The organism is Bacteroides sp. AN502(2024) (assembly GCF_041227145.1).
Classification (GTDB): Bacteria; Bacteroidota; Bacteroidia; order Bacteroidales; family Bacteroidaceae; genus Bacteroides.
The window spans coordinates 2,088,137-2,115,133 of the sequence record NZ_JBGFSP010000003.1 but is presented as its reverse complement, the minus strand read 5'-3'; the positions used below and the strand labels follow the sequence as shown (position 1 = coordinate 2,115,133).

The following is a 26,997-nucleotide window of genomic DNA, read 5'->3' as shown; positions in this document are numbered from 1 at the left end:
AAATGAAACAAATATTGTATAGATTATCTTATAGCTTATTTTCCTAGAAAAAGACATAAGCCCCTCAAACATATAAATCTCTCTATTTGTCAAGCATATAATATGCTATTTGCAGGATATGTACCCAACAAATATCTTATAAAAAACGCCAAGATTTTCGTGAAAGCCAGGTAGCAGGCTTAACCGGCAAACTCCTTAGGGAGCACTCCAAATTGCTTCTGAAAACATTTAGAGAAATAAGAAGGAGAATTAAAGCCTACCATATAACAAATTTCATTTACTCGCCCATTTCCCTCTTTCAATAACTGGGCAGCCCGTTTCAATCTTTCCAACCGTAAATATTCATTCGGACTCAAATCAAGTACACCTTTAATTTTCCTATAAAAATTAGAACGACTCATATTTAAAGAATCCACTATATCATCCATACTAAAATCCGGATTATGCAAATTATTCTGAATGATTTCATTCAACTTTTTCATAAACTCCTCATCAGCTTTTGTCAAAGCCATCGTATTAGCTGTAACAAAAGGAGATTGTGCAAAAGCTTGTCGCAACTTCTCACGACTATTAATCAGATTAGTGATACAAGCCTGCAAATACTCAACAGAGAAAGGTTTCTCAATATATGCATCTGCCCCTAATTCCAGCCCTTCTATCTTCGATTGAATATTCGTTTTAGCAGTTAATAAAATCACTGGAATATGGCTATAATCCAGTTTAGATTTTATCATCTTACACAATTCAAATCCATCCATACGAGGCATAACAACATCACTTACTATCAGCATGACCTCCTGATTATCCAATACTTTCAACGCTTCCACCCCATCATTGGCAGTCAAAACTGCATAATTACCTTCCAATTGACGAACGATAAAAGACAACATATCCGGATTATCATCCACTACTAGTACTATCGGTCTGTCCCCTCTACTCTCTATTATTCCCATTCGCCGATCCACTATATTACCCTCCTCCACAGATTTATGTTCTGAAGTCAGCTTTATTACACTATCCTGCTTTACAGGAAGTGACAGACAGAAAACATTTGCCTCTTCACCTTCCAACATCATCAAACTTCCCTGATGCAATTCAGCTAATGAACGCGAAAGAGCTAATCCAATTCCTGTTCCTGTAGTAACCTTACCATCTTCTTTTTCATTGAAACGAACAAAAGGTTTAAAGATTTCCTCTTTCATTTCATTCGGGATGATAACACCATCATTCACTGTACGAATATAAAACATACTCTTTTCTCCTATCCCGTTCATTTCCAAAAACACATACACATATGTTTCTGCATATTTCACAGCATTATTCAACAAATTACTAACAATCTTAATAAATGCTTCCTTATTGACATGCGCATAGAAATCCTGTTCGACTACATTCAATACAAAGTCCAGTTCTCTCTGCCTCGCCAAAGATGTAAAACGGTTATAAGTCTCTTTCAGTATCTCAGTAACATTACATTCAGCAAAGTTTAAGCGGAATCCCTGACTTTCTGTTTTACGGAAATCCAGCAACTGGTTCGTCAGACTTAACAACCGTTCCGCATTTTGTTTCATTATATTCAAATCCTCCCGTATCGCAGGATCCACAGTCTTTTTCAGAAGAATATTCTCTAGAGGACCATTAATCAACGTCAAAGGAGTACGTATCTCATGAGCTACATTCGTAAAGAAATCTATTTTCGCATAATATATTTCACGTTCCTTCTCTTGCTCAAATTTCTCCATTTGCCGATAATGCTTTCTATTACTGCGGCGTTTTAAATAAAGAATCAAATAAATGGAACATCCAATAATCAAAAGTATATAAATGCAACAAGCCCAAATTGACAGATAGAAAGGAGGCAAAATCCTGATACTCAATAAACTTTCATTATTATTCCAAACACCATTGTCATTTGCAGCTTTCACCCGGAATACATAATCACCATAATGCAGATTAGCATAGGTTATCAACGGACTCTCACCGATAGATAACCACTCATTATCAAAACCTTCCAATTTATACATCAGCTTATTCATTCCGGAAGCTTGATAACCAAGAGCCGAGATACGGAAAGAAAATGAATTCTGATCGGCCCGGAGTACTATCTTATCAGAAAAAGTGATATTCTTTTCCAAAGGCGAATTAGGTTCACCTGCATACACCTCTTTATTAAACAATAGGAAATCTGTAATTACTACTGTGGGAAGATTCTTATTTTCTGAGAAATTTTTAGGATTAAAAGCTATAAAGCCATCAATTCCACCCAAATAAATCATTCCATTCTCATCTTCAAAACTAGACCGATAGTTAAACTGATCGCCCAACAGACCATTTGCGGTAGTATATACTTTCATCGTTTCAGTTTTTGGCTGAAAATAGACAAGCCCATTGTTAGTTGTTAGCCACAGCTGACCATCTTTATCCTCCACAATCTGATAAACAACATCACTAGGTAGGCCATCGGTTGAATTATAACTAGTAAACGTCTCTGACTCCGGATGAAATAAGCAAAAACCTCCTCCCTGAGTTGTTAACCAAATCCGGTGATAGGAATCTTCAAAAATGCTCGAAACCTTATTATATGGAAGACTTGTGGTATCTTTTTCATCATGCACATAGTTTTTCCATTTCCGATCGTTTACATCATAACAATAGGCACCATTAGCATAAGTTGCCAACCAGATATTACCTCCAGAATCTTCTTTTATATCATATACAAATTTTCCATTCAATTCCGGTATGTGGTCAAAATCATCCGATTGTTTATTATATCTTACCAGCCCGAACATAGTTCCTAAGTAGATATCGCCTGTAGCAGTTCTACAAATTGCAAAAATACTATTATCAATCAAAGAACGGGGAGAACTGTTCTTCTGATAGCTCTTTAAGACAGTCCCTGTACGAGTATCTATAATCTTCAATCCTTTAGAGAATGTACCAACCCAAAGCTTATCATCCACTAAGCATAGTCCATGTATATTGGTAAACCCTGCACTAGGAGCAAAAAAAGAAAACTCTTTTGTATTCAAATTAAAACGGTTCAGCCCACCATCTTCCGTACCAATCCATAACACACCATAGTTATCACGACAAAATTCACGTACTCGTTTACCATGCAGACTCTTTTCCTCTCCCTTGGGATAATATTTCTCAAAATGGGTATACAAACGCGGATAATAGTTTACTCCGCCAAAATACGAACCGATCCATATGCCATCTTCACGGTCTTTACAAAACGAATAAATTGCGTTATCAGATAAAGAGTAGGGATCATACTCAGAACTACGCAAATGCGTATACTTCCCCGTACGGAGATTATAAATATAGGCTCCGCTTTCTGTACCTATCCATAACTCATTATCCGTAGCAAAAAGCAATGTCCGACAATAAATGGATTCATTATCTTCATCTTTCAACAACAAATCCCGTAATCTACCCGAAGTCAGATTCAATTCTTTCACTCCTCCCTTTAAAGAACCAATATATAAACAATTGTATGCTCCCAGGAGTATTTCGCTCACAACGTCATTATTGAAAGTTTCCTCATTATCAACAGGTGATAAATAAGGATGAAGAGTTTTCAAGTCATCTTCCGAATAAAACAATCCGTCACCGTAGAAACCAATCCAGATAGTACCACTATAATCAACTGTCAGGCATTTCACATTGGTAGAAACCAATGGATGATCGGTCAAAACATAGTTTCGCAAGGTCTGTTTTTTCAAATCATAACAAAACAAGTTTTGCGCCTCTGCAGCTATCCAAACCCTTCCCTGACTATCTCCTGAAATCATAGCAACGGCTCGTTCCACCCTCGTGTTTTTGTCACTCTGTTCTACAAAATGACGAAAAGTATCTTTTTCCGGATAATAGATATAGACTCCCACATCAGTTCCTACCCAAATATTACCTTCGATATCTTCATAAAGAGAAGTCACAAAATTATTGCCCAGGCTCCTCGGATTGTTTCTATCGTACCTAAAATGCCGAAAAGACACCCCATCATATCGATCTAATCCATCTTTCGTACCAAACCACATAAAACCTTTCGAGTCCTGCAAGATAGCACTTACAGTATTTTGTGACAACCCATTCTTACTACTAAGATTCTTAAAATAGTAATGTTCATTAACCGTTTGTGCACGACTAAGAATTCCAATTATTAAAGAAATAAACGTTATTATAATTTTTTTCATATATTCGGTTTATAAAACTTCTTTTATTCAACTTACCAAATGTACGCAAAATCACAGCGGGAAGATAGTAAATATGTCCCAATGAATGAAAAAATAGTCTTATTTCTCTATTTTAATATGTGCATTCACGGGCACAACAGCCTTTTCCGTTGCGAGAAGCGGATTGATATCCATTTCTTTGATATCCGTTACAAACCGGAGCAAGGTAGACAAACGGACAATCATTTCAGAACGAAGCAACTGGCTTGTTATCATATTTTAATTTTCGTTTAACTTGAATACAAATATATTCTTTCTTATGAGAAAAAGAGAAGATTTATAGAAACAGACTATAAAAAAGAAAAAGATTAAGTCTGCGTCTTTTGTTTGGGATAAAGAATCTCCCAATGCTGCTATTATTTGCCCAATGATAGTTGTAACCGGGGTCACCGGTAAAGTCTTGTGGGGTCATCGATAAAATCCTGTGGTTTTATGCATAAATTTTAGTTAGTCTATACAAGAAAAAGGGTATGTCTATAACCCCTCTAAGTTGTGCTCTGAACTGTTTAACTTTCGCATTAAATGATTCTGCAGCAGCATTTGATGCCCTATTAATATAGAAGTTTAGTATCTGCTCACTTCTGTCATATAATGTAGCAGCTATTGTGTTAAACGAGTCAAATCCAGATTGCTCTACTTCTTGATACCACTTCGCTAAATTGGTTCTTGCTCCTGCCTTTATCGATCGTTTATTAAAAATCATTCTTAAAGAATGACTAAGTGAATATGCCCGTTTAATATCCGGATATTCTCTGAATAAGACTGTAGCTCTGAGCTTCTGTGCTTCAGTCCATTTTTCAGCAGATTTAAAAAGCAGATACCGGCTCCTTGCCAATAATTCCTTGCGTGTATCACCATTCTCAAAGATAAAAGGGGTATATTTCTTTTTCAGACCTTTAGCTTCCTGCCTGACATCAGTCTCTTCTTGTATAGCTTCCCAACGGTGTCCGATTCTAATTTCCTGTACAGCATCACACGCCAGCTTTTGAATATGGAAGCGATCTATCACACGGATAGCCGAGGTGAAACATCTGCGAACGATCTTGCGCATACTTTCTGACAAATCAAGAGTGACCTCCCGCACCATCCGAAGTGCTTCTTCAGGGATTTGTTCTAGCACAGCTATGACATCGTCAGCCTTGGTACCCTTGACAATAGCCACGATAGCACCTTTACCACCGTGTGCCTCTCTGTTGATGATTATAGTATATAACTCACCATTAGAAAGGGAAGTTTCATCAATACTCAAGTACGGTCCCAGGTTCTCGGAAAACAGCAGCCAGTTTGCGGCATGGGACAGTTGATCCCACATGCGGTAGTCACTTAGATACTCTTTATATTGCCGCTCAAACTGATCACCGTCAATATGATAATAACGTTCAAGAGAGCGGGCCGTAATCGGGTATTTCTCCAAGCAATCCTTTTAAAAAAGACGCGAATTCTTTTGAATGTCGCGTTCCCTGAGCGGTAAGCTCAAAAGTGTTACAGATGATAGAACCAGTTTCCTTGTCGAGCCATTTACAACGCCGTACACATAAGCTTACCTTACGGTCACGGATAGGAAAATCACGAATATAAACCGGAGGAAGAAAACCTTTGGACTCTAAAGAGTGAACCCTAGAGGACAAGGGAGGAAGATTTTGCTCATCTAAATGAATGGTTAACATTTCAGCGGTGTTCTCTATTTTAACAATATCAAAACACTCCAACAGGTCAGCTGGGAGTATGAAGCGAGCAAGAACTAAAAGAGTATCGTAACTAGTCATAAGAGTTTTTTGAAGGCAAAGATAAGAATTGGAGAGAAGAAGACCACATGATTTTACCGGTGAACCGTAACCGATCATTGGCACACTTTCAACAATAAAAAGAAACCATTACGCAAAAAATCCCATTTTGAAGTCACACCTGACTCAAAATGGGATAACACAAACAAAACAAACAATATTAGCGATTTTCACAAACAGCTGTCTTTTTCATCTTTAAAAATTCATAAGATTTAATTTAGATTAGTTGCTAAAACATACTAATCATGGGCACAAAAGTATTATTTTCTGGAAAAAATGAACATACTATTTAAGAATATTTATAAAAAATAACGCTTTTGTGCATAAAAAATGTGTCAGACTATAAAAGGTTATATCTCATAGCCAGTATAATAAGAGGCATCAATTAGTCTTTCGACGATATTGTATAATTTCACACACTCACTCCAAAGTGATGTAAATTATCCTACTTCTTTTTTCACGTAAGAATTAATTTCTATATTTGGGCAATGTACAACCAAATACCAATTTGTTATCCATGACCGACACACTATCTTATCACTATGCCGCCCCATCCGTTCTGCGGCAAGCCGGCGGAGGAGATGAGCTGTTTCTTGCCAAATACAGCGAGATAGAGAAGAAAGAAGCCCCCTGCTTCTTTTGGGGGAAGCTGACGCAACCTTATATAACGGCGCGTTGCCTCATCGCGTTGTCCAACGTTGTGCAGTCCGGTTTCAATCTGACGCCCGCACAGCTTTCCTTGCTGAAAGACCCGATTGTAACGGCGGGAAATAATCGCCTGCGCTTTGAGGGGTTTTCCAATTGTGCGGGTGTATATGCCCGGGTGGACGTACTGCCCGACGGGCACGACGGGGAGTTCCCGGAAAACGGGACCACGAATGTCGATTTTAACCCCGGAATGATTTCCGCCTTAGGAGGAATAGGCAGACGGGAGAATGTGGTGATGTCGGTCGGTCCCAAGGAGGTGGGGCTTTATCGCGGAGGCGAGAAAGTGGTGGAGCGGAAAGTTCCCCTGCCCGTGAAATGGATAAAGGGGCTGACTACCGTACAGATTTATCAGTCCCTTGCCGAAAAGCGCTTCTCCTTCAACCGCATACAAGCCCTGCAACTCTTCCGGACACTGCCGAAAAGCAGTGTGAAATGCGACTATTATTTAGTGGTGCGCGGTCAGAGCCCCGCCTTCTCACCGGTGAAAAGCGTGAATGCCGTCTGCATCGGCGGGCTGCACCGTTTGCGCTTGCTCGAGCCTTTGCTTCCCTTTGCCGATGAATTGAGGGTATTCGCGCATCCCGGCATGCAATCCACCATCTGGCAACTTTATTTCGGTCCGGTCCGCTTCAGCCTTTCTCTTTCCCGCGAATGTTGGAGAGGATTTTCCGGAGAAGGCGCCGCGCTGGAATCCCTGCTCGAGGACGTACCCGAAAGGTGGGTAGACGCGATGGACAAATACTGTTATGCCAACCAACAGTTCAATCCCACTCTGTTCGCCATAGAGGAACAGATTGACTTGGAAAAGGTGGATTCTCTCTCGGCACGATTGGCGGCAATGGGCTTGCTGGGATTTGATTTGGATGAGAATCGTTTCTTCTACCGCCGCCTGCCTTTCAAAACCGAACGCATCCTCGGCCTCAACCCCCGAATGATGGCGGCTGAAAAGCTGGTTGAAGAAGGCAAAGTGGAAATCATCTCGAACGACGGTGACCGGACGGAAGCCCGTGTGGCGGGAAGCGGAGGGGTGAGGCATACCGTCATTCTGGACAGAAAGAGCGGAAAAGAGCGTTGCACCTGCACCTGGTTCAGCGGCAATCAGGGCGAACGCGGCGCTTGCAAACATATTCTGGCAGTAAAGAAACTATCGAAATGGAAGAACTGAAAAAGGAACTGGAAGAGTTATCCGAAACCTATGTGGATACTCCGGAGAATGAAGAGAGGATATTAATCCCTTTTATCAAGAGAGTATTGGAGTTGCCAATGAAGGACAGGCGGAAGCTGCTGCCGGTGATCCGGGAGTTACAACGAATAAAAAGCAAGTCCTTCGGTATCAGCTTTGTGACAAACGTCTGTTCAGCGTGGGCACATTTTCTATCGGCCGTACAGTTTGTATGTGCCGACAAGCGGGGAATGGATATGGCATATCACGTGAAGTTTGACATGCTTTGCAAACTACTCCCGCTTTACAACCCCGCCTGGCTGACCGACTTTATCAACGATGACAAGACTTGGTTTAATTTCGAGCTCAATTACGAACAGCTGATGCGGCTCATGGATATGGGATACCTCAAAGAATTCTCGCCAAACCGGGTAGCGCATCTGCTTCCCCGGGCTACCGTCATTAGCAAGAAGGGAGACAAAGGAGACGATACTTTCAACAGTGAGCTGTTACTTGAGCATGACATCACCCTGAAAGAGCACATCTGGACGCTTTTTGAATACGAATCGTCCATCGGCTCTCAGGATGATCGCGCCAAAGAGGCTTATAAAAAAGGAATTACCGCACGGGATGAAAGTTTCAGTGCCGCTCTCTACCGCTTCTCGTTAGACGGCAGTCTGGACAGGGAACGGCTGCTTAAAGCCACACTCACCACTTTTCACCGGAATTTCAAGAAAGACATGGCAGGATGGTTTGCCGGGTTCCTTGAAACGCTGCGACCGACCCCCGGAGAGTTGTTGTCCTTGCAAGAAGAGATGATGCAAACATTCACTTCTTCCTACACCAAGCCGGTGAACGTGATGTTGCAACAGTTGAAGAGCATCGCGGACGAAGAAGGATTCCGTTATCGGGAATTCATCGAACGGGCAACGCCCCTTTTCTTCTCCGGTGCCAAGAACTCGCTATTAACCATCTGCTCCATCTTTGAAAAGATCGTTGCCCGGCATCCCGAGATGAAAGAGCCTTGTTGCGTCACGCTCTGCCAACTCTTCCTGAGAAAGGACGAAAGCCTGCAAAAGAAAGCCGCCGACTTTGTTTCAAGACACGGAGACGCCTCTTCGCCCAATCTCCGGGAAACGCTACGGTCTTATCAACCGGAGATGTTTCAAAGCGTGCAAGCGGTACTCGCATCTTTCAAGCCACAGCCTGCGGAAGAAGCCCATGAACCCGATGCAAATGCGGGAGAAACGGTACGCATCTGCCGGGAAGACAATCGTATCCCATCCCCCGCCGACAAAGAAGACTTCCTGTTCCTGATCAGCCGTTTGTTCGACATGGAGGAAAGTTGGGAGATAGAAACAACCATTGCCGCCATCATTGCCTTCCATCCCCAATTGGATAAGGAAGACCTCGGCCGGATGGAACCCGTTTTCCAACGGGCAGCCGATATCGTTGCCAATGGTTTCAGGCCATACGAAGGGCTTCTTGCCACTTTTCTGTTGGAATACCGGCGCTTATGGGTACAGAAAGATGCCTCCGACACCGGAATTTTGAGAAATATGTTCACCCGATTGGAAGAAAGGCTGAAAGGAATAGATGAAAACAGGGGAGTTTATGACGAGCGCTCTTTCAAACGACTTGCCGACTGGCAACCCTGCTACAGCAACGTGACCTGTTTCACACCCATCAAACAATTATGGCTGAATGTGATTCGCCAAATCAAAAAAGAAAATACATTGCCGCTGCTTTCCACTCCCACCCATACCCCGGCATACCTGCAGGCCACCGAACTGATACGCCGGCTTGCCGCATATCAGGAAGCGGGAAAGAAACCCTGTTCGTGGGATTTCCAACTGGCTGTTGCCCGTTGTGCCATGGAAGACAAGGAAGAAGCCATCGCCACCGCCCGGCAGCTGTTGCAAGATGAATACCTGCATCTCTGTCTGTTCCTGTTGGATGAAAACGTACAACCCGAACCGCCCTACAACCATCCGACCGCCTGGATGGCCGCCGGACTGGTAAAAGCGCCGGAGACGGAATTTGAAGCATTCAAGCCTTTCGCATGTAACACATTGCCGCATAATTATCTGACGGGAGACTACGAGTGGAAAGGGGTACAACCCAAAGAGAAATCATACGAACCGGACAGGCGTCTGCTCCAACTCGAGTTCTACAAATGGCATACATATGCCGAATGCAACAGCCATCAGTTGTGGCAGGAACATCTGATTATCAACAGCAAATATAACATAGATGATTCCCGTTACATGGAACCTCTGTTATGCTGCTTCCCCAACCGCCCGGAACCGTTGATAGCCCGGATTATCTCCCATTACATGGCTCTCGGCACTCCGCAGGAAGACAGCAAACGCACCCTCGCCTGTGCCTTGCGCATGCTGTTGTCTTTCCACTGCCCGCTCAAAGAGATGAGTCTGCTCCTGTTGAGCGGTTCGCTGCTTTTCGCAGACCAAACAGTCCGTTCCTATGCGGCCGAATTATGGGTGGAAGGGCTATCCGCGGGGAGAATGAACAACCGCCGGGTAGGAGAAATCCTCGCCCGGCTGATTGGTATGGAAGTCGCCCCGCTCAAACGCTTCACCACACAGGTGTACGAAAGCATGTACAAGCGCAGTGCCTTCCACAACCGCCAACTGGAAGAGCTGCTCACCGTCTTCATCGGCGGATTGCCCGACAAACCCGTCACCGGACTCAAACAACTGCTTGAACTATACCTGGAGCTGCTGACCGTCAACCGCAGCAAGGCTACGGACGAACAGCTCCTGCAGCGCCTGCAAGAATGGGGCGCGAACAGCAACCTGAAGAAAGTGACGATTTCACTCAACAACCTATAACAAATTCATGATTATGACTCCGGAAGAACGCCTCAATGAAATAGTGGAAAAGCAACTGGGTGATGCCATCATCCCCTTTCTGCAAGGACTCACTCGGGAAGAACGAAAGAGCCTGATACCCTGCCTGAACAGACTGGAAGAATACTACAATAGATTCATGAAACTTGACGAGAGGACGTACGGCAAACGGGGAACTCCCGAACAGCAGCGCATCATCAACCTTACGGCTCTCGTTATCTATTCCCTGAAAGAATTCCGCAAATATGAATGGGGAATCTACACCGCGCATTTGAACGAATTGATTCCATGGCATGTCCCTTCCTGGCTCGACAGCTTCTTCAAAGAGGGTGAGGGCAAAGAGTTCAGCGGTTTCTACGGAATGAATTACGAAATCCTGATGGATTGGATGGAACAGGGAGTGCTCACCCTAACGCCCTCTCCACAAACCATCGCGGGGTATCTGGTGAACGAACTGGATAATACCGATTTCCTGCAAAAGCGGGCAATCACACTCAAAGAGCATATTTGGTATCTGTTCCAATACGACTGCGGGCAAAACCGGGTGGATGGCAGGAATGGCGGACAACCTTATTTCTCTTTCAGATACTTCGTAGAACACGGTCAACTGGATCGTATGCGTGTATTAAAAGAATCTCTGCTTGCCGTCAACCGGAATCTGAACAAGAACCTATGCGGCTGGTTTGCGGGCATGTTTGCCGCACTTGCCCCCGCCATGGAAGAGCAGCTCGCGTTGCAACCGGAAATATTCGCCGTCCTGTCCGCCCCTCACAGCCGCCCGACAAATATCATACTCGGACTGCTGAAGAACCTATGCGTTCACCCGCAATTCCGGGTTGAAGAGTTTCTAAGTCAGGCTTCCGTGCTTTTCGCTTCAGACGTGAAGGCTGTCCATCAAAACACACTGGCCGTACTTGACAAGCTGGCAAAAGAAAGAAGGGATTTTCGCGATGCCATCTGTCGTGTTGCCGCACAAGGATTGATGAGCCGGGAAGAATCCACTCAAAGCAAGGTAGCCAAACTGATTCTGACGTATGGAGAGACGGAATCCGCGGCATTAAGGGAAGCGCTCTCCGCATATACGGAAACGATGTTGGCAAACACTAAAAAAGAGCTGAGGGCTTATCTGGAGCATAATGAGGCGACTCCCGCCCACTCCGGACAGTCCGGCAACGATTCCGCCTCTTTCGTGCATGAACCGATACTCCCCCTTATCCGTGAGGACAACCGGATAGAGGAAATCGCTTCCACCGAAGACCTGATATTTCTTGCCGGACAAGTATTGGATGTGAACGAAATCTATCACTTCGACCTGTTACTCGGCGCCTTATTGCAAGAAGACCGTCGGCAGAAAGCGGAACAAATCTCACAATGGGCACCCATCCTTCAACGCGCCTACAAAGTACTGATAGACGGAGGAAGTTCGCGAAGCAGCCTGTTAGACCAACTCATGGCGACTTTCCTCCTTGATTATGCGAAGCTGCTGGTTAAACGTTTCCCTAAAGAAACGAAAGAGCTAAGCGACCTGCATCGGGAAATGGTACGGAAGGACGAACTGAAGAAAGGTAACTGGGGCTATCGCAATCTGCAGGAACTCACCATCCGTCAGAAAACGGGCAAAGAAGAGAAATTCCACGTTTACAGGCAGCTGTTATGCCGGACATTGGACCTTCTGGAAAGCAAGGAGAGACCTTTACCCCTATTGTCCACTCCCACCCATGCTCCAATGTTTATCGAACCGGCAACCTTGGTGGAACGGTTGAAGCAATACCGGCAGGCAAACGCCGAGCCGGACGATATGGATATGCAAATCGCACTCTCGCGAGTGGCATTGGATGATTCGTCACAAGAACTCCCCATCCTCCTTCAAGGCTTAGAGGGAGAATACCGACGCTTGCTGGCTTTCTTGCTGGGAGCGGACGACGCACGCCCCCAAGCGCCCTTCACCCATCCTTCCTGGTGGATGACGGCAGGACTCATCAAGTCGCCCGAGACAATCTACGCCGAATTCAAAGATTTCTCATACAATAAAGGGCCGCGCGAGTTCCTGACCGGAAACTTTACGTGGAGGACCTATCTGAAAACGCACTCATATACCGATTACAACAAGAAAGTCGTAGAATGGACCACCCCGATTCTTGCTTTCGACATTCCGGAAAGCAAAAACGCTCATGTCGTCAACAAAGATACATTTGATGAGAGAATCAACTACCATTCATGCGATTCACATCCGTTAGTGGTCGAAATGTATCCGCTGATAGAACGTTTCGACGATATACTAAATGACTTGCCGCGTTTGGCATGGTTAACTCCCAATATGCCGGAACCCTTATTTGTATGGTGTATCCGCAGTGCCATATACGATCCGAGGGTAGCCGAGGTTCGGGAGACAGACATCACCCGGACCGCCATCGAGGCACTTCATCAGTTAAGGCATGCTTGGCACGAAGTGTCTTATCTGCTGGAAGCCACTTGCATGTTGGTAGCGGATAAGACTTCCCGTTCTTATGCCGCTGAAATCTGGATAGATCGTGTAGGCAAAGGGTGCATGGACAGCAAGCGCATAGGCAAAATATTAGGTTCACATCAACATACCGGCTGGGGACCGTTGAAAAGACTCACCGACCTGATGGAGCGACAAATGATGAATGTCAGTCCCCTGCACAACCGGGAACTGGAGACACTCATCGCGGCAATGCTGGCGGAACTTCCGGAAAAGCCGGTCAAAGATTTGAAGAAGTTGCTGGAGATATATGCGGAACTGTTGTCCGTCAACAACAGCAAAGCCGAAGACGAACAGGTCTTGCATCTGTTGGACATTTGGAAAGGGGTAGCCAACCTGAAGAAAGCGGTGGATAATATCCAACATTAAGAGGAACGGTCGTAGTTACTTAATCTCTTGAGTTGTGCCACCGTATTGGCACAGCTGTGCCATCGAAGTGGCAAGATTGTGCCATCGCATTGGCACAACTGTGCCAATATGTTGGCATGGCCTGACACTTAAACAATCCGAATTTAAGGATAGCTTATTGGAGTTAAAGCCAAAAAGAAGTATCTTTGGCACACTAAATAACAAAGTTTGAATGACCATTCTAAAATATAGTCTAACCGTCTTCTGTTTGTTGCTGACAGGATGCTCCTTCTTTTCCGGTCCAAAGGAGAAGGAGATTCCCACCCCGGCGGAATACGGATATACACCGGACGATATGCGATCCGGTGAAGAATGTGCCACCATCTCACCGCCACCGCCGGAGCGAAGCGCAATGGCTCTCTACATGGACTCATTGGGACTCGTCAACATAACCGATCTGGATAGCAGCCTCGTTGTCAAGTTAATGTATACACAGGCTGATAATTTCACGGGCGAAGTGCTTTACGATAACTTAACGGAAGCCTACCTGCATCCGGATGCGGCATACGCCCTGATAGAGGCACAGAAAGCATTGAAGCGACTGCACCCGTCTTACAGCCTTATCATTTACGATGCGGCACGTCCAATGTCGGTACAGAAAAAGATGTGGGACGTAGTGAAAGGAACGTCCAAATATAAATATGTCTCCAACCCCAACCGCGGAGGCGGGTTACACAACTACGGACTGGCAGTAGACATCAGTATTCAGGACTCTTCGGGACAGCCCCTGCCTATGGGAACCCAAGTAGACCACTTAGGCGTGGAAGCCCATATCACAGACGAGATCGAACTGGTACGTAATGGAAAAATAAGTGAAACGGAGCGTCGGAACCGGCTACTGCTGCGAAAGGTGATGAAAGAGGCCGGATTCCGTGCATTACCCGGCGAATGGTGGCATTTCAATTTTTGCAGCCGGGACGTAGCCAAACGGAAGTATAGGTTAATACCATAACCGACACTCAACAACCCCATAATCAGAGCCCGATGATTCATTGTAACATCCTATAACGCAATAACGCCATGATGCAAATCTCCCCCGAAACCCTACTTTTCATTTGCGAACATTCATCAGACGATGTACGTGAACTGGCTTTACAAGCTAAAAAGTACCCGGACATAGATATGCCGACCGCCATCACTCAAATTGCGGGAAGGAAGGTTGCCGCCGAAAAGATTCCCTCATGGTGGAAGATAGAAAAAATATGGTATCCGAAACATTTGTCGCTGGAGCAATGCTCTTCTGAAATCACCGCCCGCTACAAAGCGCGTCTTTTGCAGGGAGAGTCTCTGACCGATCTCACCGGAGGCTTCGGCATTGACTGTTCTTTTCTTGCCACCGGATTCAAGTCCGCCACTTACGTAGAACGTCAGGAGGAACTCTGCGAAATAGCTGCACACAACTTTACCATACTGAATCTAAACCATATAAACATAAGAAACGAAGATGGAGTAGCCTATCTGCAAACCATGTCCCCCGTAGATTGTATTTTTCTCGACCCCGCTCGCCGCAATGAGCACGGTGGAAAAACGGTTGCCATCTCCGACTGCGAACCAAACGTAGCCGAACTGGAAGAGCTTTTACTTCACAAAGCCAACCGGGTAATGATAAAACTCTCGCCCATGCTTGATCTTTCATTGGCACTGAAAGAGCTGCAACAGACACAGGAAGTGCATATTCTATCCGTCAACAACGAATGTAAGGAACTACTCATCCTACTCGGACAGACCCCACCAACCGAAATCTCCATTCATTGTGTGAACCTCTCCACGAAAGGGCTTCAAGAAGAACAACACTTTGTATTTACCCGCGAACAGGAGCAATGCAGCGAATGTATCTATACGGATTCTTTAGAAACCTATCTTTACGAACCGAATGCCTCCCTTCTGAAAGCCGGTGCTTTTCGCAGCATTACCGCAGCCTATCCTGTCCGTAAACTGCATCCCAACAGTCATCTGTATACTTCCGATACTTTCATAGAAAACTTCCCCGGAAGAATATTCCGTATTGTCAACCGGTGCAGTTTCAATAAAAAAGAGGTAAAGAAAAATCTGGTAGACCTGAAAAAAGCCAATGTAACTGTCCGTAACTTCCCCGCTACAGTAGCCGAACTCCGCAAACGAATCCATCTGGCTGAAGGAGGAGATACCTACTTATTTGCCAGTACATTAAATAATGGACAAAAAGTACTGATTCGCTGTGAGAAAGTCTGAACTATTTCTATAACAACAGCAACCCGCCCTTTCCGGAAGCTTCCGGATAAAAGGACGCTGTAATATAAACGTAGCATAATTGTTACGCGTTCTTCAACCGGCTGTAAAGAGTAAGAAACGTCTCCCCGCTACTTTTGCAGCAAATAATTAACGCACGCTAACATTTATGAAACGATTTCTCAAATTTATCCCCTTCGCTCTTTTAGTCATGAGCACAAGCGGTAACACTTTCGCAGAAGAAAAAGTGAGCATAGTCAGACAAGGCACTATCCGCGGACGCATTGTAGATAGTTCCCAACAAACCCTCCCGGGAGCGTCCATTTACATCGAAAAATTACACACCGGAGTGACGAGTGATGTTAACGGTTATTATACTTTCGCCAATCTTACTCCAGGCACATATACCATCAAAGTCAGCTACGTAGGCTACTCACCCGTCGAAATGAAAATCACCATTCCGGCTGGAAAGACACTTGAGAAAGACGTAGTCTTGAATGAAGGACTCGAGTTGCAAGAGGTGGTAGTAGGCGGAGCTTTCCAGGGTCAACGCCGCGCCATCAATTCGCAGAAGAACAAGCTGGGAATCACCAATGTCGTTTCAGCCGACCAGGTAGGTAAATTTCCCGATTCCAATATCGGGGATGCATTGAAACGTATCAATGGTATCAATGTACAATACGATCAGGGAGAAGCCCGCTTCGGACAAGTGCGTGGCACTTCACCCGATCTTAGTTCCGTTACAATCAACGGCAACCGCCTCCCTTCTGCCGAAGGCGACACACGTAACGTCCAGCTCGACCTTATCCCCGCTGACATGATACAGACCATCGAAGTAAACAAAGTAGTTACTTCGGATATGGATGGAGACGCCATCGGTGGTTCTATCAATCTGGTCACTAAAAGTACTCCTTACAAGAGAGTTATCAGTGCTACAGCAGGAACAGGATACAACTGGATCAGCAAGAAAGCCCAATTGAACCTGGGTTTCACTTATGGTGACCGTTTCTTTAACAACAAACTGGGAATGATGGCAGCCGTTTCTTATCAAAATGCTCCGGTAGGTTCGGATGATGTAGAATTTGAATACGATGTCAACAAGAAAGGAGAGGTCGTAATGGTGGAAGCACAAAAACGCCAATACTACGTGACACGTGAACGCCAAAGCTACTCACTCGCCTTCGACTACGCAATACATCCGAACCACCGACTGACGCTGCAAGGCATCTACAACCGCCGTCACGACTGGGAAAACCGCTATCGCGTTACCTACAAGGACTTGGACAAAACAGGACTGGACGATGAAGGCGAAATGCAACAATCTGCCCAAATAGAGACCAAGGGGGGTAGCCCCAACAACAGAAATGCCCGTCTGGAACTGCAACAGACAATGGATTTCAGTCTGGACGGAGAACATCAGTTCGGTAAACTGTCCATGAACTGGGGAGCTTCTTACGCACGTGCCAGTGAAGACCGCCCGAACGAAAGATATTTCAATCTGAAACAGGATTTTCTGGGATTTAATATCGTAGATGCAGGCGGCCGTTTCCCGTATGTGACAACAGACGTAAGTCTGCACAACGGAAAAGTGGACGGCGAAAGAGGTAAATGGAAAGTGAAAGAACTGACTGAGAGCAATCAGGAAATCTACGAAAAAGACTTGAAATTCAAAGTTGACTTCGAACTGCCGCTGGTTAACGGAATCTATGGAAACAGCCTGAAATTCGGAGCCAAATACACATCCAAGACTAAAAATCGCGATGTGACCTGCTACGACTACGCAGATGCATACAAAGATACCTACCAGACAGCATACATGGACAATCTCACAAGCCATATTCGTGACGGTTTCATGCCGGGCAATCAGTATAAAGCCACTGATTTCGTATCGAAAGAATACCTGGGTTCGCTCGACCTGAAAAACATGGAAGGCGAACAAGTGCTTGAAGAATCTTCCAGCAACTATCACGCCGAAGAAAATGTCACTTCCGCTTTCTTCCGCTTCGACCAGATCCTGGGAAAGAGACTAAAAATGATGCTGGGACTCCGTATGGAAGCCACTCGTATCAAATACAACGGCTGGAACTGGCTGGTGGATGAAGACGAAAATGAAACGCTTCAACCGACCGGGAATCATAAGAACAATTATACCAACTGGCTCCCCAGTGTTTTATTGAAATATGATGTAACCGATGACTTCAAAGTCCGCGCATCTTTCACAGAGACATTGAGCCGTCCCAAATATTCCGCATTAATTCCGTGCGTCAATATCAACCGCAGCGATAACGAACTGGTGATGGGTAACTCCGACCTGACTCCCACTATTTCATACAACTTCGATTTAAGTGCCGATTACTATTTCAAGAGTGTCGGTCTGGTCAGCGCAGGTATCTTCTATAAGAAGATCAATGACTTTATTGTCGATCAGGTGATTAGTGATTATACCTACCAGAATAACGAATACAAGAAATTCACCCAACCCAAGAACGCAGGTGATGCCGACTTACTTGGTGTGGAACTTGCCTATCAACGCGATTTCAGCTTCATTGCTCCCGCATTGAAATGCGTAGGATTCTACGGTACATACACCTACACTCACACCAAAGTGAATAACTTCAACTTCGAAGGACGCGAAAATGAGAAAGATCTTTCCTTACCCGGTTCTCCCGAACACACGGCAAACGCATCGCTCTACTTTGAGAAAAAAGGGTTCAACGTTCGTCTATCCTACAACTTTGCATCCAGCTTCATCGATGAAATGGGAGAAGTTGCCGCACTGGACCGTTACTACGATGCCGTAAATTACATGGACCTGAACGCAAGCTATACATTCGGCAAAAAGTTCAAAACAACATTCTATGCAGACGCCACCAATCTATTGAATCAACCTTTACGTTATTATCAAGGCACTAAAGAGCGTACCATGCAGTCAGAGCACTATGGCGTAAAGATAAATGCCGGTGTAAAAATAAACTTCTGATACGAACTAAGTCACAGGATTTATTTCTTTAAAAGGAAGAGATCGTTCCTTTTAAACCAACAAGCCCCCAAAGCCGAAGTTATTACATTCATTTATAAATCACTAATATACAACAGAATATGAATAAAAAGATTAAAAGTTTATCGATTCTCTCCCTGCTCTTCGTCTGCACATTTGTTCAGGCACAGTTGGCGGATTACTCCATATTTGACAAAAAGTTTAACTTCTATGTAGCGAACGATTTAGGGCGTAACGGCTATTACGACCAGAAGCCAATTGCCGAATTAATGGGTACGATGGGGGAAGAGATAGGACCTGAATTTGTTCTGGCTACCGGAGACGTTCATCACTTTGAAGGAGTCCGCAGCGTAAACGACCCCTTGTGGATGACCAACTATGAATTAATTTATTCACATCCGGAACTGATGATTGACTGGTTCCCCATCCTGGGAAACCATGAATATCGTGGAAACACACAAGCCGTATTGGATTACACCAACATCAGCCGCCGCTGGACAATGCCCGACCGTTATTACACCCGGACATTCGAAGAGAAAGGTGCCACCATCCGCATCATCTGGATCGATACCACTCCTCTGATCGAGAAATACCGCAAGGAAAGTGACAAATATCCCGATGCCTGTAAACAGGATGTCAACAAACAACTGTCATGGCTGGAATCTGTGCTTGCCAATGCCAAAGAAGACTGGATTATCGTAGCCGGACACCATCCCATCTACGCTTATACCCCTAAAGAAGAAAGTGAACGGCTGGACATGCAAAAACGGGTTGATCCCATCTTACGCAAACATAAGGTAGATATGTATATCTGCGGACATATCCATAACTTCCAGCATATCCGTGTTCCGGAAAGCGACATCGACTATATTGTCAACTCCGCCGCCTCACTGGCACGCAAGGTGAAACCTATCGAAGGCACGAAGTTCTGTAGTTCCGAACCGGGATTCTCCGTTTGTTCCATCGACAAAAAAGAGCTCAATCTTCGCATGATAGATAAAAAAGGGAATATACTTTATACGGTTACCCGAAAGAAATAAACTCTCTTGATGATATAGATTCTACTCTCAGTAGAAAAACACACAACAAAGGGTGTCTCTCTCGTGACGAAAGGGACACCCTTAATTATTTATCCACCTCTTACTGATTACACTAATTTATATAAAAGTTCCATGAACAGTCTATAGTGAGATACGAACATAAATAATGACTATTCGGATTTACTGCGTTCTCCCGCTTTGCCCGGAGGAGTACAGTTTCTAAAATCATCTTTGGGAATTGTCACCTCATTTCCATCCCGCACAGCCATATAATGCGGTGACATGATTTCAATGCCAGCCTCATTAAACTTATCCTGGATATTCTGATGCAAATCCGAATAAATCTGCGCCATTTTATCCGCCTCCCTGATATATGCATTGATCTGATAGACCGGATACCAGTCGCTTAAAGAGGTTTCCAACACAAACGGACGCGGATCATCTACCACTCCGGGAGTATTCAATGCCGCATCAATCAGAATCTGATTAACCTGTCGCCAAGGAATATCATAACCGATAGATACTTCCGAGTGAATAATCAATCCATATTCACGTGCCGAAGTACTATAATTTACCGTATGAGACGACATGATAAATGAATTGGGAACGGTCACTACCTCATTCTTGGGTGTCCGGATACGGGTAACAAGAGGAGTCTTTTCGATAATATCTCCCGTGGTATCATTCAACTTGATCCGGTCGCCCATCTTGAACGGACGCATATAAGTAATCACCAGTCCGGCGATAATATTACCGATCACCGTGCTTGATCCCAATGAAACGATCAATCCGACGAATACCGAAATGCCTTGGAACACTCCGGAATCGGAGCCCGGCAGATAAGGATAAATCATCGCAATCATAAATGCATAGAGCAGGAAACGGACGATATGGAAAGTAGGCATTGCCCAATCCGGGTAGAATCCGTTGATTTTGAGTCGTCCTGCTTCCACTTCACGCGCCAGATACAGAACGAGACGCACCAGATACTTCACGGCATACCAGATAACGATGATGGTGAACAACTTGGGAACATAGTCGATAATCCCTACCAAAATACCGCGAATCGGATTCCATATATACCCTAACAGTTGATATGCCAGTCCTTCTGTCTGCGGGAAAATGATGAAAATTAACGGCACGCTAAACAGTAGCTGCAATCCCATCAGTATATACCGTCCGATACTGGACAAGAATACCAACAGATTCGCTTGTTTCTGCGCATCCAGTAATTCATATCCCTGAATAGATACCGGTTTTATCTTCGTATCTTTCAGACGTAGGATACGCGCTTTCAGTTTACGGAATAACCCGTTGGTCAAGCGGAACAGGAAATACTGTCCCACAATCACCAAAACAAAATAGAGCACACGCTTTGCCATTCGCCAAAATCCATGCTCCGCTTTCATCTCGTGCAGTTTCGTAATGACATTCCGTTGTCTTTCTCTGGCCAGCGAATCACGTGAAATTCCTTCCCACAAAGCATCCTGATCGGTAAGAGAAAGCAACACTTTACTGTCGTACATCAAATCGGAAACAATGTCCGAATGATCGATCAAAACAGAATCGGGCCGGAGATTAAAACGCCTTCCTATTTCTTCAATCGCCGCACCGGTCATTTGAGCACGTTGTTGGGAAGTATATCCTCCGCGTTTGGTGAAAAGGTAAAATAAGGTATCACCGTCCACTACCACCGGTACTCCTTTAGTAAACTGGCGTAAAGAGTCGATAAGCTGTCTCTGCTGTGCATATTTTACGGAATCGGCAGAAGCCATCTGTAGCCTCATCTGTTCCATTTCCATCCGCATATTCGCCTCGTTGAGCCGGGCCTCTTCCAATAATTTCTGCATATTCGCCAGATGGATAGAATCCGAATCCCGTTTCAAAGGAACATCTCCGTTCGTTATTGTATCTCCGGCAAATATCTTCTTGACAGCCTGTTCCAGCTGCGCTTGCGCCCCGATCGCCAGAAAAGAAAGGAACAACACCAGTAACGACCGCTTTATTTTATTTTTTCCATACCTCATATTCCTTGCTTATAGTAAGATGAATCGAACTTTTCATTAAAAACAGAGCAAACATACGGATTGTTTTTGATATTACCATTTCCAAATTGATTATCTTTGCCACCAAAAAAGAAATACCATGAATATATTGTTACTCATCGGGGGATTAATCCTCATTCTTCTAGGAGCTAACGGATTGACAGATGGTGCTGCCTCAGTAGCCAAGCGTTTCCGTATTCCTCCCATCGTAATCGGTCTTACCATTGTTGCATTCGGCACTTCCGCCCCTGAACTGACGGTCAGTGTATCTTCTGCTCTCAAAGGCAGTGCAGATATTGCCATAGGCAACGTAATGGGAAGCAACATTTTCAATACATTGATGATTGTGGGCTGCACGGCATTATTCGCCCCGATTGTCACCACCCGCAATACACTCAGAAAAGAGATACCACTCTGCATACTTTCTTCCATTGTCCTGCTGATCTGTGCCAATGACGTCTTTTTGGATAGAGCTTCAGAGAATATCCTGAACAGAGCAGACGGTTTGCTATTACTTTGCTTCTTTGCCATTTTCATGGGTTACACTTTCGCCATCGCTTCCAAACCTGCCACAACGGAACAAACAGAACATCCCGTCATAGAAGAGGAGACAGAGATCAAATCACTACCTTGGTGGAAATCCATTCTTTATATCATCGGAGGTTTGGCTGCACTTATTTATGGAGGTCAAATGTTTGTCGACGGTGCCACAGGCATCGCCCGCAACTTGGGTGTCAGCGAATCAATTATCGGACTGACTCTGGTGGCAGGAGGTACTTCTCTTCCGGAACTGGCTACGTCTATCGTTGCCGCATTAAAGAAAAACCCGGAGATCGCCATCGGAAATGTGATCGGTAGTAACCTCTTCAATATTTTCTTTGTACTAGGGTGTAGCGCGAGCATCACGCCTCTCCACCTTTGCGGAATCACCAACTTCGACCTGTTTACGTTAGTAGGTTCCGGAGTTCTGCTTTGGTTATTCGGACTGTTCTTTGCCAAAAGGACAATTACGAGAGTGGAAGGAGGAATTATGATACTTTGTTATGTGGCATACACAGTGGTATTGATTTATAATACATAAAAAAACTCTGTTCCCCAAGTTCGGATTCAATTGGTGCGCTTATAGGGAAATAATATCCGAACTCCGTTTTTACCGGAAAAAGCATATCTTTATCCGATGTAATACATGGTTTTGTTCCGCATGAACATGATCCTGTTCTTTATGCCGGTCTCCAACATCAATCCATCTTTAACGCGTCAATTATATGAAAGAAAAAGATTTATTCTGTTTTATGAATACGGTTATCCGGCAGCTTGAGGACGAGGGACGTTATGGTACGGCACATGTGTACCGAAGCACACTGAACCGTATCCGTGAATTTGAGGGAGGACGCACGTTTTTCCCTTTTCAGTCGCTTACACGTATGTGGTTGAAAGCTCTCGAAAACTACCTTTACCGTCAGGGAAAGAGTTTCAATACTATTTCCACTTATATGCGCATGCTACGTGCCATGTACAACCGGGCCGCAGCACAGCATTTTATCCCGTTCGACCCTCTGCTGTTCCGCCGGATGCATACGGGAAGCCGTCCCGGTTGCAGCCGTGCGCTCTCCACCGATACGATTCACAGCATCCTCAATCCTCAAAAAGAACTCCCCGGGGATTTGGAAGCCGTACGCCGGTGCTTCGTCCTGCTGTTCCTGCTCCGCGGACTTTGTTTCGTCGATCTGGCATACATGCGGCCGACCGACCTGCAAAGCAACCGGATATTCTATTGCCGCCGCAAAACAGGGCGTCCGCTTTGCATAGATGTCGAACCGGAGGCTTCGGACATTCTTCGGGAGTATATATCCCGTGAAACCGACAGTCCCTACCTCTTCCCCTTTGTCCGCGCCCAAGGCAAAGCGAGCTACCGGCAATACCAGAGTGCGCTTCGTCTATTCAATAAGCAACTCAAGCGGCTCTCGGCGTTTTTGGGACTTGAAGTGAAACTCTCGTCCTACTGTGCCCGCCACAGTTGGGCTACCATTGCCAATTTCCGCCATTACGACAAGAGCATGATCAGCAATGCCATGGGGCACTCGTCTGTCAAAGTCACCGAAACCTATTTCCAACGTTACAACGATGAAGAGATTGCCCGGATGAACCGGGAAATTATTTTGTATGTAAGTGAAACCGGTAAGAAGAGAAGCGGGAAAATGTATGGTAAACTACTGACAAGCAGGGAAATATAATTCCGTTACTTAGTAGGTAACGGATTTCCGTTTTCGGGGCAAAGATAAATATTAATTTAAATCTCTTGTAATAACTTGTTTGAAAAAGACTATATATTATGACTTATTAACTATTACCGAAGCGAATCGGCTCACGCACCTTAATTATTTAGATGTAACAAAACGGTCCGTATCCTATTGGAAGGATACGGCAAACCAATCGGTTCTGCCCTTGTCGAGCGGAATCCCGCATTCCTTTCGAAAAAAGCGCTAGGAGCTCTCTCCTTGCGCATTCTTTTTATCCTGCTCCGTTACCTACTAAGTAACGGAGTTTTCCCGAACATACATAGACATAAGTAATAGGTAACGGGCGGAATTTTTCCTGCTCCAAATGTTGAACCTCATGAATAAAAAGAACTTTTTTCTACTTGTATTCCTGTTGTGCCTGCTTGTTCCCAAATGCTCCATGGCACAATCCTATTCGGTACGTACCAATTTAGCGGGGTTGGCAACCGGCAATCTGAACATGGAAGGTTCCATGCTTTTTTCGATGCGATGGTCTGCCCATCTCCCCATACAATATAACCCATTCAACCTTTGGAGAGACGCCAAGCTGAAAAATATCACCCTTGCTCCGGGCATCCGCTATTGGGCGAGAGAATCTTATGCAGGCGGTTATTTCTTCGGGCTGCACGGCATATTTTCCCTGTATAATGCCGGAGGGGTTTTCAGACACCGTTACCGCTACGAGGGAAGTGCATGGGGCGGAGGCATTTCCGCAGGATGGGTCCGCCCCCTTTCGAGAAGATGGAACCTCGAGTTCGAACTCGGCGGCGGCATTGTATGGACCGACTGGGAGCGTTTTCAGTGCGTACATTGCGGAAAAAGAGTCGGCAAGGGGAAGGGTGTACGCCTGGTGCCCACACGCACGGCAATCAATCTGGTATATTTGTTTTAATCCGCCTGTTCATTCTAACGATATTATTCCAACAGTTCACATATAATGATGAAAGATATAAAGAATAAGAAGAATAAGTTGTTTCCCGACAGTTTCTACATGGTCGCCGCCTGCGCGGTCGTCATGGGAGGGACACTGTTTTCATGCTCGTCTTATCGGGAACCGAAAACCATGCGCCTGTTCATGCAATCCCAACGTGTCAACATAGAGCTACCTCATAAGGAGGGAAGACACTCCGGGATTCTTTCCGAGCAGGTAAGTTTCGAACAGCGACCCGATACCGTTGCGGAACATGTTTCCGAAGATCAAGACAGCACGGCCGACATTTGGAGGAGCGTGGAGCTGGACAGGGTGGATATCGTAGCACCCCGTAAAGTTGTCAAGCAGGTTTCCGTCAGACAAGGGTCGGTAAGACTCGAATTCAATGTAAAAGTCCCCGGAGCTTTGATAGACAGTTGCTGGAGAATCACCCTCACCCCCCTGCTCAAGAGCAACGATACAATTGAAACAGCGCTCCACCCCGTGGTCCTGTCGGGCAGTGAGTTTGCCCGCATGCAGGCGGCGGACTATCAGTCGTACGACCTGTTTCTCAAAGGCATCATCGACCCGTCAGCTTACGACAGCATATTCCTCGACCGGAGAGGCATCGCCCGGGACATCCGCAAAAGGCAGAAGCTCTATTACGGATTGTATGGCAAAGAACGCGACAAGCAACTGGCATACGAAAAATGGAAAAAGAAGACACTGGAGAGGCAGAACTTTTTCAACATGCGCATCGAGGCCAACCGGACCAAGCTGCGCCACCGCTTGGATCGCAAACGCATCGAACAGAACGTCCGGCGATATATCACGGGAAAAGACACTGCGGGACTCGGACATGCCTACTACCGCAAATACCAAAGGCTAGCAAACTTCTGGCCCATGTACAAAATGCACAGGGAACTCACCGCGGCACGTGTACCGGGGAGATACAGAGATTTATATACCGGGGGACGTACACTCGCGGACATAAAAAATTACGCTTTCACCACAGGAGACTCCACCGACATCTCACGCAACCGGTACTTCTTCGACGAGATTGCCCGCAACGAGATGAACGATCGCAACCGTGACGAGATACGCAGACGGATGATCAGATACCCCTACATAGACTCGGTGGCAGTACGCGAAACCAGCATTCCGGGTAAAGATTACACATACACGTACAAGATTAACCTGCCGGTCACCGAAGGGATGAAGAAACTGCAACTGCGCCTGGGCGGCATCGTTGAAGCGAACGACATGAGCACCTGGACACCCGCCCCCTCAGACACCCTTGTGTTTGTGATCGCCTCGATCAGCGACCTGCTCGACCGTTCCGCTCTGGAACGCTTCATCGTGGCATCCTCCGGGATAGAATCGCTTCCTGACAGCTTGGAAAGCGAACCTTCCTATACCCCGGAAGGCAAGGAATACGCCGAAGGGATACGGCTTTTGCAGGAACGCGAATACAGGGCTGCATTGAAAATATTGGAGAAATACCCCGACTACAACACGGCTTTGTGCCTCACCTGCCTGGGTTACCACAGCGAAGCGGCAGACCTGCTCTCCCAATTACCCAAAAGCGCAAGGAGGGAATACATCCATGCAGTGGTATGCGCAAGACTTCAAAACGCATATGAGGCCGTAGACCACCTACTGGAAGCTTGCCGCAGAGACCCGGACATGGTGCTGAGAGTAAACTTGGACCCCGAGCTTTCGGATTTGGTTCCACAATTCGTGGGACTGAAGGAGGAACTGGACAGGATAGCATCGGGGAAAATGGAAGATAAAGCCGAAAACAGACAAGATATATAAGAGAGTTTCTAACTAATTATTTATTAATT

The 26,997-nt window shown here is 45.4% G+C and carries 15 protein-coding genes and 1 pseudogene; 11 read left to right on the top strand and 5 right to left on the bottom strand.

Features of this window, described 5'->3' with window-relative positions:
* Window positions 1–179: 179 nt before the first annotated feature.
* The 4 genes and pseudogenes from AB9N12_RS08120 to AB9N12_RS08105 all read right to left on the bottom strand — a co-directional run bounded on the left by AB9N12_RS08120 (window position 180) and on the right by AB9N12_RS08105 (window position 6,001).
* Window positions 180–4,196, bottom strand: a complete 4,017-nt coding sequence (locus tag AB9N12_RS08120; protein WP_369891244.1) for a two-component regulator propeller domain-containing protein — start codon at window positions 4,194–4,196, stop codon at window positions 180–182.
* Between the two features lie 99 nt (window positions 4,197–4,295).
* Window positions 4,296–4,427 (bottom strand): annotated as a pseudogene (locus tag AB9N12_RS08115) (acetate--CoA ligase family protein); the annotation flags it as partial.
* 238 nt (window positions 4,428–4,665) lie between these two features.
* The gene (locus tag AB9N12_RS08110; RefSeq protein WP_369891242.1) at window positions 4,666–5,649 is read right to left on the bottom strand and encodes a transposase; all 984 of its coding nucleotides are present in this window, start codon (window positions 5,647–5,649) and stop codon (window positions 4,666–4,668) included.
* Window positions 5,615–6,001 (bottom strand): hypothetical protein, encoded by a 387-nt coding sequence (locus AB9N12_RS08105; protein WP_369890975.1) that lies wholly within the window; start codon window positions 5,999–6,001, stop codon window positions 5,615–5,617. Before AB9N12_RS08105 ends, AB9N12_RS08110 begins: the two co-directional genes overlap by 35 nt.
* Before the next feature lie 535 nt (window positions 6,002–6,536).
* Between AB9N12_RS08105 and AB9N12_RS08100 the strand changes: the two genes are divergently transcribed.
* The 7 genes from AB9N12_RS08100 to AB9N12_RS08070 all read left to right on the top strand — a co-directional run bounded on the left by AB9N12_RS08100 (window position 6,537) and on the right by AB9N12_RS08070 (window position 19,916).
* The gene (locus AB9N12_RS08100; RefSeq protein ID WP_369891240.1) at window positions 6,537–7,892 is read left to right on the top strand and encodes an SWIM zinc finger domain-containing protein; all 1,356 of its coding nucleotides are present in this window, start codon (window positions 6,537–6,539) and stop codon (window positions 7,890–7,892) included.
* Complete coding sequence (locus AB9N12_RS08095; RefSeq protein WP_369891238.1) at window positions 7,880–10,741, top strand: DUF6493 family protein; 2,862 nt, start codon at window positions 7,880–7,882, stop codon at window positions 10,739–10,741. The genes AB9N12_RS08100 and AB9N12_RS08095 overlap by 13 nt, the downstream gene beginning before the upstream one ends.
* A 13-nt stretch (window positions 10,742–10,754) precedes the next feature.
* The gene (locus AB9N12_RS08090) at window positions 10,755–13,631 is read left to right on the top strand and encodes a DUF6493 family protein (protein WP_369891236.1); all 2,877 of its coding nucleotides are present in this window, start codon (window positions 10,755–10,757) and stop codon (window positions 13,629–13,631) included.
* Window positions 13,632–13,842: 211 nt separating this feature from the next.
* On the top strand, window positions 13,843–14,622 hold the full coding sequence (locus AB9N12_RS08085; protein WP_369891234.1) for a M15 family metallopeptidase: 780 nt from the start codon (window positions 13,843–13,845) through the stop codon (window positions 14,620–14,622).
* 68 nt (window positions 14,623–14,690) lie between these two features.
* Window positions 14,691–15,881, top strand: coding sequence for an SAM-dependent methyltransferase (locus tag AB9N12_RS08080; protein WP_369891232.1), 1,191 nt, complete (start codon window positions 14,691–14,693; stop codon window positions 15,879–15,881).
* A gap of 166 nt (window positions 15,882–16,047) precedes the next feature.
* On the top strand, window positions 16,048–18,858 hold the full coding sequence (locus AB9N12_RS08075) for a TonB-dependent receptor (RefSeq protein ID WP_369891230.1): 2,811 nt from the start codon (window positions 16,048–16,050) through the stop codon (window positions 18,856–18,858).
* 119 nt (window positions 18,859–18,977) lie between these two features.
* Complete coding sequence (locus tag AB9N12_RS08070) at window positions 18,978–19,916, top strand: metallophosphoesterase (RefSeq protein WP_369891227.1); 939 nt, start codon at window positions 18,978–18,980, stop codon at window positions 19,914–19,916.
* A 170-nt stretch (window positions 19,917–20,086) separates the two neighbouring features.
* Here AB9N12_RS08070 and AB9N12_RS08065 read toward each other — a convergent pair whose 3' ends face one another.
* Window positions 20,087–21,943 (bottom strand): mechanosensitive ion channel family protein, encoded by a 1,857-nt coding sequence (locus AB9N12_RS08065; RefSeq protein WP_369891225.1) that lies wholly within the window; start codon window positions 21,941–21,943, stop codon window positions 20,087–20,089.
* 118 nt (window positions 21,944–22,061) lie between these two features.
* Here AB9N12_RS08065 and AB9N12_RS08060 point away from each other — a divergent pair, with 118 nt between their 5' ends.
* The 4 genes from AB9N12_RS08060 to AB9N12_RS08045 all read left to right on the top strand — a co-directional run bounded on the left by AB9N12_RS08060 (window position 22,062) and on the right by AB9N12_RS08045 (window position 26,968).
* Window positions 22,062–23,042 (top strand): calcium/sodium antiporter, encoded by a 981-nt coding sequence (locus AB9N12_RS08060; RefSeq protein WP_369891223.1) that lies wholly within the window; start codon window positions 22,062–22,064, stop codon window positions 23,040–23,042.
* A gap of 184 nt (window positions 23,043–23,226) precedes the next feature.
* The gene (locus AB9N12_RS08055; RefSeq protein WP_369891221.1) at window positions 23,227–24,195 is read left to right on the top strand and encodes a tyrosine-type recombinase/integrase; all 969 of its coding nucleotides are present in this window, start codon (window positions 23,227–23,229) and stop codon (window positions 24,193–24,195) included.
* A 382-nt stretch (window positions 24,196–24,577) separates the two neighbouring features.
* A complete protein-coding gene (locus tag AB9N12_RS08050; protein ID WP_369891219.1) occupies window positions 24,578–25,132 on the top strand; it encodes a DUF3575 domain-containing protein in 555 nt (184 codons plus the stop codon).
* Between the two features lie 45 nt (window positions 25,133–25,177).
* Window positions 25,178–26,968: a hypothetical protein gene (locus AB9N12_RS08045; RefSeq protein WP_369891217.1), complete on the top strand. Its 1,791-nt coding sequence runs from the start codon at window positions 25,178–25,180 to the stop codon at window positions 26,966–26,968.
* Window positions 26,969–26,997 lie beyond the last annotated feature (29 nt).

Coding starts and splice junctions, on each gene's coding strand:
- AB9N12_RS08120 (WP_369891244.1), bottom strand. CDS start 4,196: ATGAAAAAAATTATAATAACGTTTATTTCTTTAATAATTGGAATTCTT.
- AB9N12_RS08105 (WP_369890975.1), bottom strand. CDS start 6,001: ATGACTAGTTACGATACTCTTTTAGTTCTTGCTCGCTTCATACTCCCA.
- AB9N12_RS08100 (WP_369891240.1), top strand. CDS start 6,537: ATGACCGACACACTATCTTATCACTATGCCGCCCCATCCGTTCTGCGG.
- AB9N12_RS08095 (WP_369891238.1), top strand. CDS start 7,880: ATGGAAGAACTGAAAAAGGAACTGGAAGAGTTATCCGAAACCTATGTG.
- AB9N12_RS08090 (WP_369891236.1), top strand. CDS start 10,755: ATGACTCCGGAAGAACGCCTCAATGAAATAGTGGAAAAGCAACTGGGT.
- AB9N12_RS08085 (WP_369891234.1), top strand. CDS start 13,843: ATGACCATTCTAAAATATAGTCTAACCGTCTTCTGTTTGTTGCTGACA.
- AB9N12_RS08080 (WP_369891232.1), top strand. CDS start 14,691: ATGATGCAAATCTCCCCCGAAACCCTACTTTTCATTTGCGAACATTCA.
- AB9N12_RS08075 (WP_369891230.1), top strand. CDS start 16,048: ATGAAACGATTTCTCAAATTTATCCCCTTCGCTCTTTTAGTCATGAGC.
- AB9N12_RS08070 (WP_369891227.1), top strand. CDS start 18,978: ATGAATAAAAAGATTAAAAGTTTATCGATTCTCTCCCTGCTCTTCGTC.
- AB9N12_RS08065 (WP_369891225.1), bottom strand. CDS start 21,943: ATGAGGTATGGAAAAAATAAAATAAAGCGGTCGTTACTGGTGTTGTTC.
- AB9N12_RS08060 (WP_369891223.1), top strand. CDS start 22,062: ATGAATATATTGTTACTCATCGGGGGATTAATCCTCATTCTTCTAGGA.
- AB9N12_RS08055 (WP_369891221.1), top strand. CDS start 23,227: ATGAAAGAAAAAGATTTATTCTGTTTTATGAATACGGTTATCCGGCAG.
- AB9N12_RS08050 (WP_369891219.1), top strand. CDS start 24,578: ATGAATAAAAAGAACTTTTTTCTACTTGTATTCCTGTTGTGCCTGCTT.
- AB9N12_RS08045 (WP_369891217.1), top strand. CDS start 25,178: ATGATGAAAGATATAAAGAATAAGAAGAATAAGTTGTTTCCCGACAGT.